General features: G+C 66.8%; 15 protein-coding genes. 14 read left to right on the top strand and 1 reads right to left on the bottom strand.

Features of this window, described 5'->3' with window-relative positions:
- The first annotated feature begins 18 nt into the window (after positions 1 to 18).
- The 6 genes from EGT29_RS19400 to EGT29_RS19375 all read left to right on the top strand — a co-directional run bounded on the left by EGT29_RS19400 (position 19) and on the right by EGT29_RS19375 (position 5,889).
- Positions 19 to 975, top strand: coding sequence for a PDR/VanB family oxidoreductase (locus tag EGT29_RS19400; protein ID WP_124690511.1), 957 nt, complete (start codon positions 19 to 21; stop codon positions 973 to 975).
- A gap of 221 nt (positions 976 to 1,196) precedes the next feature.
- Positions 1,197 to 1,667, top strand: coding sequence for a MarR family winged helix-turn-helix transcriptional regulator (locus EGT29_RS19395; RefSeq protein ID WP_161567881.1), 471 nt, complete (start codon positions 1,197 to 1,199; stop codon positions 1,665 to 1,667).
- Between the two features lie 47 nt (positions 1,668 to 1,714).
- Positions 1,715 to 2,692: a tripartite tricarboxylate transporter substrate binding protein gene (locus EGT29_RS19390; protein WP_124690509.1), complete on the top strand. Its 978-nt coding sequence runs from the start codon at positions 1,715 to 1,717 to the stop codon at positions 2,690 to 2,692.
- Between the two features lie 12 nt (positions 2,693 to 2,704).
- Positions 2,705 to 3,721 carry an amidohydrolase family protein gene (locus tag EGT29_RS19385; protein WP_124690508.1) on the top strand — a complete coding sequence of 339 codons (1,017 nt, stop codon included), beginning with the start codon at positions 2,705 to 2,707 and terminating at the stop codon, positions 3,719 to 3,721.
- Entirely contained in the window at positions 3,718 to 4,947 is a 1,230-nt protein-coding gene (locus EGT29_RS19380) for a Xaa-Pro peptidase family protein (protein ID WP_124690507.1), read from the top strand. The genes EGT29_RS19385 and EGT29_RS19380 overlap by 4 nt, the downstream gene beginning before the upstream one ends.
- 6 nt (positions 4,948 to 4,953) lie before the next feature.
- Positions 4,954 to 5,889 carry a D-2-hydroxyacid dehydrogenase gene (locus EGT29_RS19375; protein ID WP_124690506.1) on the top strand — a complete coding sequence of 312 codons (936 nt, stop codon included), beginning with the start codon at positions 4,954 to 4,956 and terminating at the stop codon, positions 5,887 to 5,889.
- A gap of 21 nt (positions 5,890 to 5,910) precedes the next feature.
- Here the strand turns inward: EGT29_RS19375 and EGT29_RS19370 are convergent, their stop codons facing one another.
- Positions 5,911 to 6,639, bottom strand: coding sequence for a GntR family transcriptional regulator (locus tag EGT29_RS19370; RefSeq protein ID WP_238160112.1), 729 nt, complete (start codon positions 6,637 to 6,639; stop codon positions 5,911 to 5,913).
- Positions 6,640 to 6,843: 204 nt separating this feature from the next.
- Between EGT29_RS19370 and EGT29_RS19365 the strand changes: the two genes are divergently transcribed.
- From EGT29_RS19365 to EGT29_RS19330, 8 genes are all read left to right on the top strand, one after another.
- Positions 6,844 to 7,707: a VOC family protein gene (locus tag EGT29_RS19365; protein ID WP_124690504.1), complete on the top strand. Its 864-nt coding sequence runs from the start codon at positions 6,844 to 6,846 to the stop codon at positions 7,705 to 7,707.
- Positions 7,704 to 8,405, top strand: a complete 702-nt coding sequence (locus EGT29_RS19360) for a class II aldolase/adducin family protein (protein ID WP_202865551.1) — start codon at positions 7,704 to 7,706, stop codon at positions 8,403 to 8,405. The genes EGT29_RS19365 and EGT29_RS19360 overlap by 4 nt, the downstream gene beginning before the upstream one ends.
- Before the next feature lie 10 nt (positions 8,406 to 8,415).
- Complete coding sequence (locus EGT29_RS19355; protein ID WP_124690503.1) at positions 8,416 to 9,870, top strand: 2-hydroxymuconic semialdehyde dehydrogenase; 1,455 nt, start codon at positions 8,416 to 8,418, stop codon at positions 9,868 to 9,870.
- 10 nt (positions 9,871 to 9,880) lie between these two features.
- Complete coding sequence (locus tag EGT29_RS19350; RefSeq protein WP_087840781.1) at positions 9,881 to 10,072, top strand: 2-hydroxymuconate tautomerase; 192 nt, start codon at positions 9,881 to 9,883, stop codon at positions 10,070 to 10,072.
- Between the two features lie 38 nt (positions 10,073 to 10,110).
- Positions 10,111 to 11,271, top strand: coding sequence for an ABC transporter substrate-binding protein (locus EGT29_RS19345; protein ID WP_124692442.1), 1,161 nt, complete (start codon positions 10,111 to 10,113; stop codon positions 11,269 to 11,271).
- A gap of 323 nt (positions 11,272 to 11,594) precedes the next feature.
- On the top strand, positions 11,595 to 12,509 hold the full coding sequence (locus EGT29_RS19340) for a branched-chain amino acid ABC transporter permease (RefSeq protein WP_124690502.1): 915 nt from the start codon (positions 11,595 to 11,597) through the stop codon (positions 12,507 to 12,509).
- A gap of 120 nt (positions 12,510 to 12,629) precedes the next feature.
- Positions 12,630 to 13,640, top strand: coding sequence for a branched-chain amino acid ABC transporter permease (locus EGT29_RS19335; RefSeq protein ID WP_124690501.1), 1,011 nt, complete (start codon positions 12,630 to 12,632; stop codon positions 13,638 to 13,640).
- Positions 13,637 to 14,392 carry an ABC transporter ATP-binding protein gene (locus EGT29_RS19330; protein WP_124690500.1) on the top strand — a complete coding sequence of 252 codons (756 nt, stop codon included), beginning with the start codon at positions 13,637 to 13,639 and terminating at the stop codon, positions 14,390 to 14,392. Before EGT29_RS19335 ends, EGT29_RS19330 begins: the two co-directional genes overlap by 4 nt.
- The last annotated feature ends 12 nt before the right edge of the window (positions 14,393 to 14,404 follow it).

Raw genomic sequence — 14,404 nt, 5'->3', positions numbered from 1 at the left:
CGTTTCTTTCGACCTTTCATGAACAGCAGCTCACTCCTTACGGTACTGGTTCACGCCATCCGCCTTGAAGCGCAGGGCATCATCAGTGTCGAGTTCCGCTCGCCCACGGGCGATGAACTGCCTGCCTTCGCCGCGGGCTCCCACATCGACCTGCATCTGCCCAACGGCCTGGTGCGCAGCTATTCGCTGTTCAATTCGCCCGAAGAGCGGCATCGCTACGTGGTGGGAGTGCTGAACGACCGTAACAGCCGCGGCGGTTCGCGCTTCGTGCACGAGCAGCTGCGGGTGGGCTCGACCATCAAGATCGCGCCGCCGCGCAACAACTTCGAGCTGGACGAGTCGGCGGCCAAGTCGGTGCTGGTGGCCGGCGGCATCGGCGTGACCCCCATCTTCTGCATGTACAACCGCTTGCGCGCGATCGCCAAGCCGGTGGAACTGCTCTACTGCGCGCGCACCAAGAGCGAAGCGGCTTTCGTCGACGAACTGGTGGCCTCGGGTGGCCAGGTCACGACGCGCTTCGACGACCAGGCGGGCTGCCCGCCCAACCTGCGCGAGCTGCTGGCCGGCCATCCGGCCGACACGCACTTCTACTGCTGTGGTCCCACGCCCATGCTGGATGCCTTCGAGGCCACCTGCAAGGAGCTGGGCTACCAGAACGTGCACATCGAGCGCTTCGCCGCCGCCGGCGAAGTCACGGCCGCGCAGGAAGGCAGCTACCAGGTCGAACTGGCCAAGTCGGGCAAGACCATCGACGTGCCGGCCGGCATGGCGCTGCTCGACGCGCTGCTGGAAGCGGGCATCGACGCCGATTACAGCTGCCGCGAAGGCGTGTGCGGCGCGTGCGAGACCGCCGTGCTGGAAGGCACGCCCGACCATCGGGATTCGGTGCTGACCGAGCGCGAACGCGAGTCGAACAAGACCATGATGGTCTGCGTGTCCGGCTGCAAGGGCAGCAAGCTCGTTCTGGATATCTGACCCTCCCTGCGCCCTTCGGGCCCCCCAAGGGGGCGATGCGGGTGGACCGGCGGAGCCGGATCCACCCGCATCCTGGGGCGGGAGAGTGGGCATGTGAATGTGCGGCGGTGTCTTTGGGCACCGCTTTTTTATGTCTATTTGATAAGCATGCGTATCATGTTGCGGATTTTGATAAGCGTGCGTATTATTTGTCGGAGCCTATCCGAACCGCTTGCCGATCAATGTCCCTGCCCGAGAAAAAAGACCACCCGAACGTCGCCGCCCGCAACGACATCGACCGTTTCGCGGACAAGCCCGGCTTTCTGATCCGCCGCGCTCACCAGATCTCCGTGGCCGGACTGGACCGCCGGCTGCAGCCCTACGACCTGACGGTGCCGCAGATGGTCCTGCTGACCGCCCTGCATTTCCATCCGGGCGTGGACCAGGCCAGCCTGGCGGCCTCCGTGTCGGTCGACGTCGTGACCGTGGGCCGGATCGTCAAGCGCTTCGTCGAGCGCGGGCTGGTGGAGCGTTCCCGTTCCGAGCTGGACGGGCGTGCGCACGAGCTGCGCCTGTCGGTCTCGGGCGAATCGCTGCTGCAACGCATACAGCCCGAGATCGCCTCGTCCCAGAACGAGATCCTGGGCGACCTGAGCCAGGAAGAACGCCAGGCCTTCTTCGTCATCATGCGCAAGATCGTCGGCCTGGCCTGAATCGTCTCGCGCCGTTTCCGCAGCGTCCTTTCCTTGAAGGAACCGTCATGTCGCATCGTCGCTTGTCCTGTGTCCGTATCGCGGCCGTCGCCTGCCTGGCCGCTGTTCCGATGGCGGTGCCCGCGCAGAGCTATCCCGCGCGCCCGGTGCGCCTGATCGCGCCCTTCCCGCCCGGGGGCAGCGTCGACCAGCTTGCGCGCCTGCTAAGCGCAAAGCTGGCGCCGCAATGGAAGCAATCGGTGGTGGTCGAGAACCGTCCCGGCGCCGCCGGAGCGATAGGCGTGGACCTGGTGGCCAAGGCGCCGCCCGACGGCTATACCTTCGTGCTGAGTTCGCCCGGGGCGATCGCGATCAACCAGCACTTTCGCAAGATGCCGTATGACGCGGCCAGGGATCTGGCGCCGGTGACGATGATCGCCACCATTCCCACCGCCATCGCCGTTCATCCCTCGGTGCCGGTGCGCAACGTGGCGGACCTGATCGCCCTGGGCAAGGGCAGCAGGCAGGGCCTGCTCTACAGCGTTTCCGGCTCCGGCAGCCAGACCCACCTCGCGGGCGAATTGCTGGCCTCCATCACCGGCGCGAAGATGGCGGCGGTGCCCTACAAGGGCACGGCGCCGGCGGCGCTGGCGATCGCCTCGGGCGAGGTCAATTTCGGCATATCCGATCTCACCACGCTGCTGCCGCTGGTGCAGGACCGGCGCCTGCGCATCCTGGCCGTGGTCGACGCGCAGCGGCCCACATCGGCCCCCGACGTGCCCACCGTGGCCGAATCGGGCTACCCGGACTACGTCGCCAGCGGGTGGGTGGCAATGTTCGCGCCCGCGGGCACCCCGGCGGATATCGTGCGCAAGGTCAGCCAGGACGTGGGCCGCATTCTGAATTCGCCCGAGGGCAGGCAGGCCGTCATCCAGGGCGGCATGGAACCGGCGCCCGGTACGCCCGAGGCGCTGGGCGCTTTCGTGACGGCGGAGATCGGCAAATGGGGGCGCGTCATCAGGACCGCCCATATCAAGGTCGAGTGAGCGGCCGGCTTCATGAAGCTCGATGTGTTCTCGCATATCTGCCCGCGGCCCTTCCATGAGCGCATGGAGCGGGTATTGCCCGATGGCGGCGCGCGAGCCCGCCTGTTGTATGGCGTGCCGTCGCTGCATGACATGGACCTGCGGTTCCGCCTCATGGACAGGTTCGACGACTATGCGCAGATCGTCTGCATGTCCGGTCCGCCCATCGAAAGCATGGGCGGACCGGCGCTGGCCTGCGATCTGGCGCGTTGCGCGAACGACGAAATGGCGGAGCTCGTGGCGCGCCATGCCGATCGCTTTCCCGGCTTCGTCGCCGCGCTGCCGATGAACGACGAGGATGGACTGATGCGCGAAGCCGAGCGGGCCGTGCGCGACCTGGGGGCCGTCGGTGTCCAGGTCTATACGCATGTGCTCGGCCACCCGCTGACGTCGCCGCGAACGGTGGGCTTGTTCGGCCTGATGGCGGCGCTCGATCTTCCTATCTGGCTGCATCCCGAGCGGGAAGCCTCGCACGCGGACTACACCGCCGAGTCCAGAAGCCACTACGAGATCTGGTTCGCCCTCGGCTGGCCCCACGAAACCAGCGTGGCGATGGCGCATATCGCGCTGTCCGGACTGTTCGACCGGTATCCCGGGCTGAAGGTCATCGCCCACCAGATGGGCGGCACCATTCCGTACCTGGAGGGGCGCGTGACCAACGTCTGGGAACGGCTGGGCGCGCGCACCCCCGAGGAAGACTATTCATCCCTGCGGCGGGCGATGACGAAGCGGCCCGTGGACTACTTCCGCATGTTCCATGCGGATACGGTGGGCGCCATCGGGCAGCCGGCGATCGAATGCTGCCTGGATTTCTTCGGTCCGCGGAACATGCTGTTCGCGACCGATGCGCCGTTCGGCCCCGAACAGGGGGCGGGCTACATCCGCTCGGCCATCGCGGCCGTGGAAGGGCTGGCGTTGACCGATGGCCAGCGGCAGGACATTTTCGAGGGCAACGCCAGGCGCTTGCTCAAGCTCGGGGTAAAGGAATGAACGTATTCTCGATAGCCGATCGTCCGGTGATCCGGCTCGCGGCCGATGGCAGGACGCTGAATCCCGTGTCGCGCGTCGAACTGGAGCGTCGCTGGGCAGCGGTGCGCGGCGCCATGGCCGATGCCGGGGTCGATGCGCTGGTGGTGCAGGGCGCCAACGGCATTTCCGGCGGAGGCTATTTCCGCTGGCTGTCCGGCCAGCCTTCGGGCAACTACAACCCGCGAACCCTGGTCTTTCCCGCGGATGGGTTGATGACGCTGGTGGACCAGGGCCCTTTCGACGCCGTGCTGGAGTTCGACGGCGACGACCCGTCCAATCCCGGCGTGGGGCGCCGCTGCATGGTTCCGAGCTATCCGTCCGTGGCCTATACCGCCGACTACGACGCCGCGATCGTGGTGCGCGAGATACGCCGGCACGGCTACCGCCGCATCGGCATCCTGGCGGCGGCCAGCGCCTATTACCCGTTCGGCGCCTACCTGCGCGAGCAGATGGGCGCCGCGCTGGTGGACATGACGCCCGCGGTCGATGCCATCAAGGCCATCAAGAGCGAAGAAGAGATCGCCCTGATCCAGGACGCCGCCGCGATGCAGGACCGCATCGTTGCCGAGGTCGCCGCCGCGATCCGTCCGGGCATGCGCGACTTCGAGGTCATGGCGCATGCCCAGCACGCCGGGCAGTTGCTGGGCAGCGAGCAGGGCATGTTCTTCGGATCGTCCGCGGCGCCGGGCCAGGCGGCCGGTTTGCGGCCCCGCTTCCAGCAGGGCAGGGAACTGCGCGAGGGCGACATGTTCACGCTGCTGGTGGAAAACGCGGGGCCGGGCGGCATGTTCGCGCACATCGCCCGGCCCATCGTCCTGGGCCGGGTCGGCAACGACGTGCGCGATGCCTTCGACGCCGTGCTGGAAGCGCAGCGCGCGACGCTGGCACTGCTGCGGCCCGGGGCGCCGTGCGCGGACGTCTTCGCCGCCTACAATGCCTTCATGCGCGGCCGAGGCTGGCCCGAGGAGCGCCGGCTGCATTGCCATGGCCAGGGCTACGACCTGGTCGAGCGGCCCCTGATCCGGCAGGACGAAAGCCTGTGCATCGAAGCCGGCATGAACATCGCGGTGCATCCGGCGATCGGATCGGCGTCGATGTTCATGACCGTTTGCGAAAACTACCTGATCCGGCCCGATGGTCCGCCTTCGTGTCTGCACGGGACGCCGCAGCGGATCATCGAGCGCTAAGTCCCGATGACCGTACTCATCATCAACGCCGACGCCGACTATTATTGCCAGCAACTGGCGCGGGCTTGTCCCGGCGCGGATCTGCGCGCCGCCGCCACGCCCGAGGCGGCCTGGGAGCATGTCGAGGGCGCCCATGCCATCATGGCCTTCGCCAGCGCGCTGTCGCCGGGCCTGATCGCACGGGCCCATGGGCTCGAGTGGCTCCAGGCCCTGTCCTCCGGCGTGGATGGCATGCTCGATCTGTGCGCGGGGCGTCCGGATATTGCCATCACCTCCACGCGCGGCGTGCAGGGGCCGGCGGTGGCGGAGATGGCGTTCGTGCACATGCTGGCGCTGGCGCGCGACGTGCCTCGCCTTGCCGCGAACCAGCGCAGGGCGGTATGGGAACGCTATCCCCAGCCGCTGCTGCACGGCAAGACGGTGGTCATCGTCGGCACGGGAGCGATCGCGGGCGAACTGGCCGGGCGTTGCCGCGCATTCGGCATGTCGGTGCATGGCGTGTCCGCCGTCCCCCGTCCCATTCCCGGGTTCGATCGCGTGCACGACCGCCGTGACCTGGCCCAGGCGGCGGCGCTGGCCGATTTCATGGTGCTGCTGGTGCCGTTGTCCGACGAGACCCGGCATCTGGTCGATGCCCGCATCCTGGCGGCGATGAAGCCCGACGCGATTCTCGTCAACCTGGCGCGCGGGGGCGTCTGCGACGAGGCGGCCGTGCTGCGGGCTTTGCGCGAAGGGCGGCTGGGCGGGGCGGGGATGGACGTGTTCGAGACCGAGCCGTTGCCGGCCGATCATCCGTTGTGGACCGCCGACCGGGTCTTCGTGACGCCGCACCTGGGGGGAGAGTCCGATCGCTACGCGGACCAGGTGCTGCCCATCCTGCGGGCCAATCTCGCGGCCTTTCTGCAAGGCCGCCCACAGGACTTGCGCAATCTCGTGCGCTGAGGGCGAAGCCCCCGTGGTGTCCTACGAGGCCGCGCCGTCGGTGATCGGCGTGACGTTCGTGAAGAGGTCCGCGGGCAGGTGCTTGACTGCCTCGTAGGTCGTGCTGATGTGCTCGGACAGCAGGCGGCCGGCGCGCTCGCCATCCCGGGCCAGCGAGGCCTCCAGGATGTTGCGGTGTTCGTCGTGCACGTCGCGCGGTATGGGCTTGCGGGTCACGACCAGCCGCCGGTAGCGCTCGGCCTGCTGGTACAGGATGCCCAGGAAGTGGTGCATCCAGCGCGAGGTACAGGCGCTGATCAGCGCCTGGTGGAACTCGCGGTTGCGGTCTTCCCATTCGTCGAAGCGGTTGACGGGGTTGGTGGCCAGCCGTTCCTCGGCCCGGCTCAGGCGGTGGAAGGCGGCGATGATGCGGCTTTCCCAGACGTCGTCGCCGGCCTGGATGGCCTGCCGCAAGGCTTCGCATTCCAGCAGGATGCGATTGCGGGTGATGTCCAGGAAGTCTTCCATCGAGATGGGCGTGACGTGGAAGCCGCGCTGGCCGTGGGACACCACCAGCGCGTCCGACACCAGCAGCGACAGCGCCTCGCGCAGCGTGCCGGCGCCGACCCCATAGGAATCCTTCAGGTGCTCCACGCGCAGGCGCGAGCCGGGCGCAAGCTTGCCTTCGATGATGTCGCGCCGCAGGGCGGCATAGGCCGTGCCCACGAGCGTGGTGGGGGCGGCGGCGTGGGCCAGGGGCGGTAGTTCCAATGGAATTCCAGGCATGCGTCTCGGGCGGCTGGCTGCCCCCTCTCATGAGCGATGGCTAGATTCTAGTCCATTCTCGATGAAATCCATGGATATTAGGGAAATCCATAAAATCTCGATAAAAATATTTCCAACCGATATTTTGTGGCGTATCGTGTCCGTCTACGAAAGTGCAGGGGCTTTCCCGGCCCCCAGCTGGAGACACCAGTGATTCATCTACACGACATCCGCTACGTGCGGCTGGGCACGCCCGACCTGGAAGGCTCGGTGCGCTACGCGACCGAAGTGCTGGGCCTGGAAGTCGCCCGCCGCGTCGGCAAGGCGGTCTATCTGAAGTCCGATAGCCGCGATCACACGCTCTGCTATTTCGAAGGCGACGCGCGCGACCACACCTCGGCCTTCGAGGTGGACACGCCCGAGGAACTGGACCAGGCCATGGTGCTGCTGGAGCAGTCCGGCTACGCGGCCACCCGCGGCAGCGTCGAGGAAGCCGAGAAGCGCCACGTGCGCGACTTCATCAATTTCAAGGATCCGTCGGGCAACAGCGTCGACCTGGTCCATGCGCCGCACCACAGCGGCCGCCGCTATTTCCCGTCGCGCGACGCCGGCATCACGGGCTTCAGCCACATCGGCCTGCGCACCCTCAATCCCCGCCGCGACGAAGCCTTCTGGACCCAGCTGCTCAGCGCCAAGGTCAGCGACCGCATCGGCGAAGCGCCCCTGCTGCGCATCGACGAAGTGCATCACAAGATCGCGCTGTTCCCGTCCAGCTATCCGGGCGTGCAGCACATCAACCATCAGGTCGAGAGCATCGACGACGTGATGCGGGCCTATTACATCCTGCTCGAGAAAGGCATCCCCATCCGCTTCGGTCCCGGCCGCCATCCGACCTCGGGCGCGATGTTCCTGTATTTCGAGGGACCGGACGGGATGATCTACGAATACTCGACGGGCGTGCGCCTGATCACGGAAGAGGACGAGAAGACCTACCGTCCCCGCACCTTCCCCGCCATCCCGTCGTCGTTCTGCATGTGGGGATCCAAACCCGATATTCCGGAGTTCAAGACTTGAGCCAGCACGACCACGCACCGACCGCCCGGCAGCAGAGCCTGGTGCGGGCGGCGGCGCGCGCCCTGGCGCGCGCCAATCTCGTCCACGCCTACGGGCATTGCAGCCTGCGGCTGGACGCCGACCGGTTCCTGGTCTGCGCCGCCAAGCCCATGGGCATGATCGGCCCGCACGAAGACGGCACGGTGGTGCCGGTGAACGGCGAACTGCCCGAGGGCGTGCTGGGCGAAGTCCGCATCCACCAGCACATCTATCGCCTGCGTCCCGAGGTCGGGGCAGTGATCCGCAGCATGCCGCGCGACGTGATGACCCTGTCGTCCGCGCGCGTGACGCCGGCGCCGCGCCATGGCATGGGGTCGTATTTTTCGCCGGCGGTGCCGCTCTGGGACGATCCCCAGCTGATCCGCACCGACGAGCAGGCCGCCGGCGTGGCCGCGAAGCTGGGCACCGCCTCGGCCGTGGTCATGCGCGGCAACGGCGCGGTGGTGGCCGCGCCCAACATCGAACAGGCCGTGGTGCTGAACTGGTATCTCGAGGACGCCGCGCGCATCGAGCTGCAGCTGCGCGCGGCGGGCCTCGCCGACGGTCCGACGCTGTCGCCGGAAGAGGCCGCCCGCCGCGCCACCGGCGCCGGCCGCATCTTCGAACGCATGTGGGAATACCTGTGCGACGGGGATCCCGAATTTGCCAATGTCATCTAGGGGTATGTCCATGAACGAATTCAAGAATTTCATCAACGGCCAGTGGGTCGCCACAGGCAAGACCTTCGAGAACCGCAATCCCGTCGACAACAGCCTGATCGGCCCGGTGCACGAAGCCGGCCAGGCCGAAGTCGATGCCGCCGTGCGCGCCGCCCGGGCGGCGCTGTCCGGCCCGTGGGCCACGATGAAGGTCCAGCAGCGCGTGGAAATGCTGCACGCCATCGCCGACGGCATCAACCGCCGCTTCGACGATTTCCTGGCGGCCGAGATGGCCGACACCGGCAAGCCGCACGTGCTGGCCAGCCACGTGGACATCCCGCGCGGCGCCGCCAACTTCAAGGTCTTCGCCGACCTGATCCGCAACGTGCCGGGCGAAAGCTTCGACATGGAAACCCCCGACAACGGCTTCGCGCTGAACTACGCGGTGCGCGTGCCGCGCGGCGTGATCGGCGTGGTGTGCCCGTGGAACCTGCCGCTGCTGCTGATGACCTGGAAGGTCGGTCCGGCCCTGGCCTGCGGCAACACCGTCGTGGTCAAGCCTTCGGAAGAAACCCCCGCCACCGCCACGCTGCTGGGCGAAGTCATGAACGAAGTGGGCGTGCCGCCGGGCGTCTACAACGTGGTCCACGGCTTCGGCCCGGATTCGGCCGGCGAATTCCTGACCCGCCATCCCGACGTGGACGGCATCACCTTCACCGGCGAGACCCGCACCGGCGAGGCCATCATGCAGGCCGCCGCCAAGGGCGTGCGTCCGGTGTCGTTCGAGCTGGGCGGCAAGAACCCCGGCATCGTCTTCGCCGACGCCGATTTCGACAAGGCCGTGGCCGGCATCGCCCGCTCGTCCTTCGAGAACAGCGGCCAGGTGTGCCTGGGAACGGAGCGCGTCTACGTGCAGCGTCCCATCTTCGATAAGTTCGTCGCCGCGCTCAAGGCCAAGGCCGAAGCGTTCAAGCTGGGCGACCCGCACGACCACGCCACCAACTTCGGTCCGCTGGTCTCGCAGGTGCACCGCGAGAAGGTCCTGAGCTACTACGCCAAGGCCCGCGAGGAAGGCGCCACCATCGTCACCGGCGGCGGCGTGCCCGACATGCCCGGCAAGATGGCGGAGGGCGCCTGGGTGCAACCCACGATCTGGACTGGCCTGCCCCAGACCGCCGCGGTGATCCGCGAAGAGATCTTCGGCCCGTGCTGCCACATCACGCCCTTCGACACCGAGGAAGAAGTCATCAAGATGGCCAACGACACGCCGTACGGCCTGGCCGCCACGGTGTGGACGCAGAACGTGGGCACCGCCCACCGCCTGGGCAAGGCCCTGAACGTCGGCATCTGCTGGGTGAACTCGTGGTTCCTGCGCGACCTGCGCACGTCCTTCGGCGGCGCCAAGCAATCGGGCATCGGCCGCGAGGGCGGGGTGCATTCGCTGGAGTTCTACACCGAGCTGCGCAACGTCTGCGTGAAACTGTAAGGAGCGCGCCATGCCCCTCATCCAGGTGCAAATGATGGAGGGCCGCACCGACGAACAGCGTGCGGCCCTGATCGAGGAATTGACCGAAGCCACCCACCGCGCCATCGGTGCTCCGCGCGAGTCCGTGCGCGTGGTGCTGGTCGAAGTGCCCAAGACGAATTTCGGGATCGGCGGCAAGACCGCCAAAGCGCTGGGGCGCTGATTTCCCGCCATTTCCCGACGAAGGAGACATAGTCGATGATGAAGAAACAAACCGCCGCCCTGATCGCGGCGGCCCTGATGGCCGCTGGCGCGGCGCATGCCGAGGTCAAGGTCGGTTTTTCGGGGGTGCTGTCGGGCCCCATGGCCGCGCTGGGCCAGGACCAGTACGACGGCTTCATGCTGGCCGTCGAGCAACTGGGCGGCCAGCTGGGCGGCCAGCCCGTGACCGTGCTGCGCGAGGATGACCAGCTCAAGCCCGACGTGGGCGCGCAGATCGTCCAGAAGTTCATCGAGCGCGACAAGGTCGACGCCATCGTCGGACTGGGCTTCTCGAACGTGCTGATGGCCGAGACCCGCCGCATCAAGGACTCGGGCGTCGTCGCGCTGTCGACCAACGCGGGTCCGGCCCCGATCGCCGGCAAGGGCTGCATGGCCAACCTGTTCGTGATGGGCTGGCAGAACGACGGCATGTCCGAAGCCATGGGCAAGTACGCCAAGGAACAGGGCTACAAGAACGTCTACCTGATGACGTCGAACTACCAGGCCGGCAAGGACAAGCTGGCCGGCTTCAAGCGTTTCTACGGCGGCACGATCCAGAACGAGGTCTACACCCCGCTGGGCCAGCTCGACTACGCGGCCGAGATCGCCGCCGTCCAGAGCGCCAAGCCCGATGCGCTGTTCGTGTTCTATCCCGGCGGCGTGGGCGTGAACTTCGTGCGCCAGCTGAACCAGGCCGGCCTGATGGGCAAGCTGCCGTTCCTGTCCGAGAGCCTGATCGATTCGAACTCGCTGGCCGCGCTCAAGCAGCAGGCGATCGGGTCGGTCTACGGTACGCCGTGGGCCCCGGTGCTCGACAACCCGCAGAACAAGAAATTCGTGTCGGGCTACGAGGCCAAGTACAAGCGTCCTCCCACCGAGTACGCGGTGGCCGCCTATGACGCCGCCTACCTGCTGGACGCGGCGATCACCAAGCTGGGCGGCAAGGTGTCGAACAAGAAGGCCTTCGCGGCCGCCGTCAAGGAAGCCGGCTCCAAGTTCCCCACGGCCCGCGGCAAGTTTGCCTTCAACACCAACAACATGCCCATCCAGCACTACTACGCCTACGAGATCGTCAAGAACGGCGACGGCGTGGGCTACAAGCAGCTGTCGCAGGTCCTGACGGACCATAAGGACGCGTACGCTGCTGAATGCAAAATGTAGAAGATCCCCCCTACGCGCTGACGCGCGCAAGGAAAGCCCACCCCCTACGCCCTTCGGGCGCCCCCTCAAGGGGGCGATGCGGGTGGACCGGCAAAGCCGGATCCACCGCATCCTGGGTCTAGGTCCCTTATCTTGGGTCGGGGCACCTGTCTAAGTGGTACGGACTGGGCTTCCCTTCAGGGGTGGCACCGATGGATGATGGGGGCGGGCGCCGGTATGCTCGGATGGCGATCGCCGGAATGGGATCGGGGAGTGCATGGGCACTAAGAACGAAAGAACCGGGTATGCGGGGAAGACCTGGGTTTTGACACGGAAGTCTGTCAATGAATAGTTCGCTGTTTTTGTCGCAGTTGCTCAATGGTGTGCAGCTCGGCGTCCTGTTGTTCCTGCTGTCGTCAGGGTTGACCCTGATCTTCGGCATCATGAATTTCATCAACCTCGCGCACGGTTCGCTGTACATGGTCGGCGCGTTCATCGGGGCGGCCAGTTACAACGCGAGCGGGTCCTTCATCTTCGCCATTGCCGCCGCCATCATCGCCGCCGGGCTGGTGGGGCTGCTGCTGGAGCATCTGGTCGCCAAGCCGCTGTACCGGCACGACCACCTGTACCAGGTGCTCGCGACCTTCGGCCTGATGATGTTCTTCAATGAACTGGCGATCGTCATCTTCGGCAATCGTCCCTACTACGCGGCCATCCCGTCGGCGCTGAACGGCGCGGTGACGCTGTTCGGGTCGCAATATCCCGTCTATCGGATCCTGATCATCGCGGTCGGCGTGCTGGTGGCGCTGGGAGCCTGGTACCTGATCCAGAAGACGCGATTCGGCATGCTGATACGCGCCGGCGCCAGCAACTCGTCCATGGTCAGCGTGCTGGGCGTGAACATCGACCTGCTCAAGAAGCTGCTGTTCATGCTCGGGGCGGGGCTGGCCGGCCTGGCGGGCGCGCTGGCGGGTCCCATCCTGTCGGTGCAGTCCGGCATGGGCGAACCGGTCCTGATCCTGGCGCTGGTGGTCATCGTGGTGGGCGGCATCGGCTCCATCCGGGGCGCCCTGGTGGCGGCGATGATCATCGCCGTGATCGACACGCTGGGACGCGCCTACATCCCGCACCTGCTCGGCTCGTTCATGCAGCCGGCCTCGGCCAACGCCGTGGGTCCGGCCATGGCCTCCATGCTGATCTACGTGTTGATGGCGCTGGTGCTGGCGTTCCGGCCCAACGGCATTTTGAATAAGAAGTAGGCCCCCCCTACGCGCTGCGCGCGCCCCCCAGGGGGCGGCACTGGCGGACCGGCGGAGCCGGATCCGTGGTGCCCTGGGTCTGGTTGCGGCGGTAACTGATATTCCTGCAAGGTAGACGATATGAATCGCGTCAAATTCGGGGCCTGGATGATCCCGGTCCTGTTCATACTCCTGGCGGCCGTGCCATTCGTCGCGCAGGCGATAGGCGAACCGTTCTACGTGACGTTCTTCGCGCGCGTGCTGGTCTATGCGCTGGCTGCGTGCGCGCTGAACCTCGTGCTGGGCTTCGCCGGCCTGGTCAGCTTCGGCCATGCCATGTTCATCGGCCTGGGCTGCTATGCCGTGGGCATACTCAGCTTCTACGGCATCAGCGATGGCTGGCTGCAACTGCTGGCCGCCGTGGTCGTGTGCGCGCTGGTGGGCCTGGTGGTCGGCACGGTGTGCCTGCGCACCTCGGGCATCGGCTTCATCATGATCACGCTGGCCTTCGCCCAGATGTTCTACTTCCTGATGGTCAGCATGACCACCTTCGGCGGCGACGACGGGCTGAACATCAACGAGCCCAGCAACTTCGGGCTGTTCGAGCTGTCCGGCAGTACCGAGGTCTATTGGGCGACCTGGGCCGTCCTGCTGGCGGTCACGATCTTCCTGGCGCGGCTCAAGAAGTCGCCGTTCGGGATGGTGCTGCAGGCCACCCACATCAACCCGCGCCGCGTCAACGCGTTCGGCTATTCGGTCTTCCGCGTGCAACTGGCCGCCTACGTCATGTCCGGCGTGCTGACCGGCCTGGCGGGCCTCCTGCTGGCCAATCTGACGGCCTTCGCCTCGCCCAGCTACATGTCGTGGCCGGTGTCGGGCGAGCTGATCGTCATGCTGGTCATCGGCGGGCTGGGCACGATCACCGGTCCCATCGTCGGCGCGATCGCCTTCCTCGTCATGGAAGAATTCTTCAAGGGCCTGACCCAGCACTGGATGCTGATCATGGGGCCGGTCATCGTCGTGATCGCCCTGGTCAGCAAGAACGGCTTCGCGTGGCTGATCCGCCGGCGCGAGGAGCCCGCCCCGGCGCCGTCCGCGGCGCCTGCCGCGGCACCCAAGGTCGCCGCCGTTTCCGCGGGAGAGTCGCAATGAACGCCATCGGACTGCGTACCCAGGACCTGGTCAAGCGCTTCGGCGGCCTGCGCGCCACCGACGGCGTGACGCTGGAGATCGAACCGGGCGAACTGCACGCCATCATCGGCCCCAACGGCGCCGGCAAGACCACGCTGATCAACCTGCTGACCGGTGAACTGCGCTCGGACGAGGGCAGCATCGTGCTGGGCGGCGAAGAGGTCAGCGGTACCCCCGTGCAGCAGCGCGTGGGCATGGGCCTGCTGCGCTCCTACCAGATCACGTCCATCTTCGATGCCTTCACCGTGGTCGAGAACGTGTGCCTGGCGGCGCTCCGCAAGAATGGCGTGCGCTGGGCCGTCTGGAAACCCATGTCGTCCTACGGGGACGTCATGGAGAAGGCGCGCGGCATCATCGAGCAGTGCCATCTGTCCGACGTGGCCGACACCGTGGTGTCCAACCTGGCCTACGGCCAGCGGCGCCAGCTCGAGGTCGCCATGGCGCTGGCGGCGGATCCGCGCATCCTGCTGCTGGACGAACCCATGGCCGGCATGAGCGCGGCCGAAGGCGCCGCGGCCATCGAGCTGCTGCGTTCGCTGAAGGGCCGCTACACCATCCTGCTGATCGAACACGACATGAACGCCGTCTTCTCGCTGGCCGACCGCATCAGCGTGCTGGTCTACGGCAAGATCGTCGCGACCGGCTCGATCGAGGAAATCCGCAACCATCCCGAAGTGCGCCGCGCCTATCTGGGCGACGACGCCGACGCCTGAGGCAGGAGTTCA

It is taken from the genome of Pigmentiphaga sp. H8 (genome assembly GCF_003854895.1).
Lineage (GTDB): Bacteria > Pseudomonadota > Gammaproteobacteria > Burkholderiales > Burkholderiaceae_B > Pigmentiphaga.
This window is presented reverse-complemented; position numbering and strand designations above follow the sequence as displayed.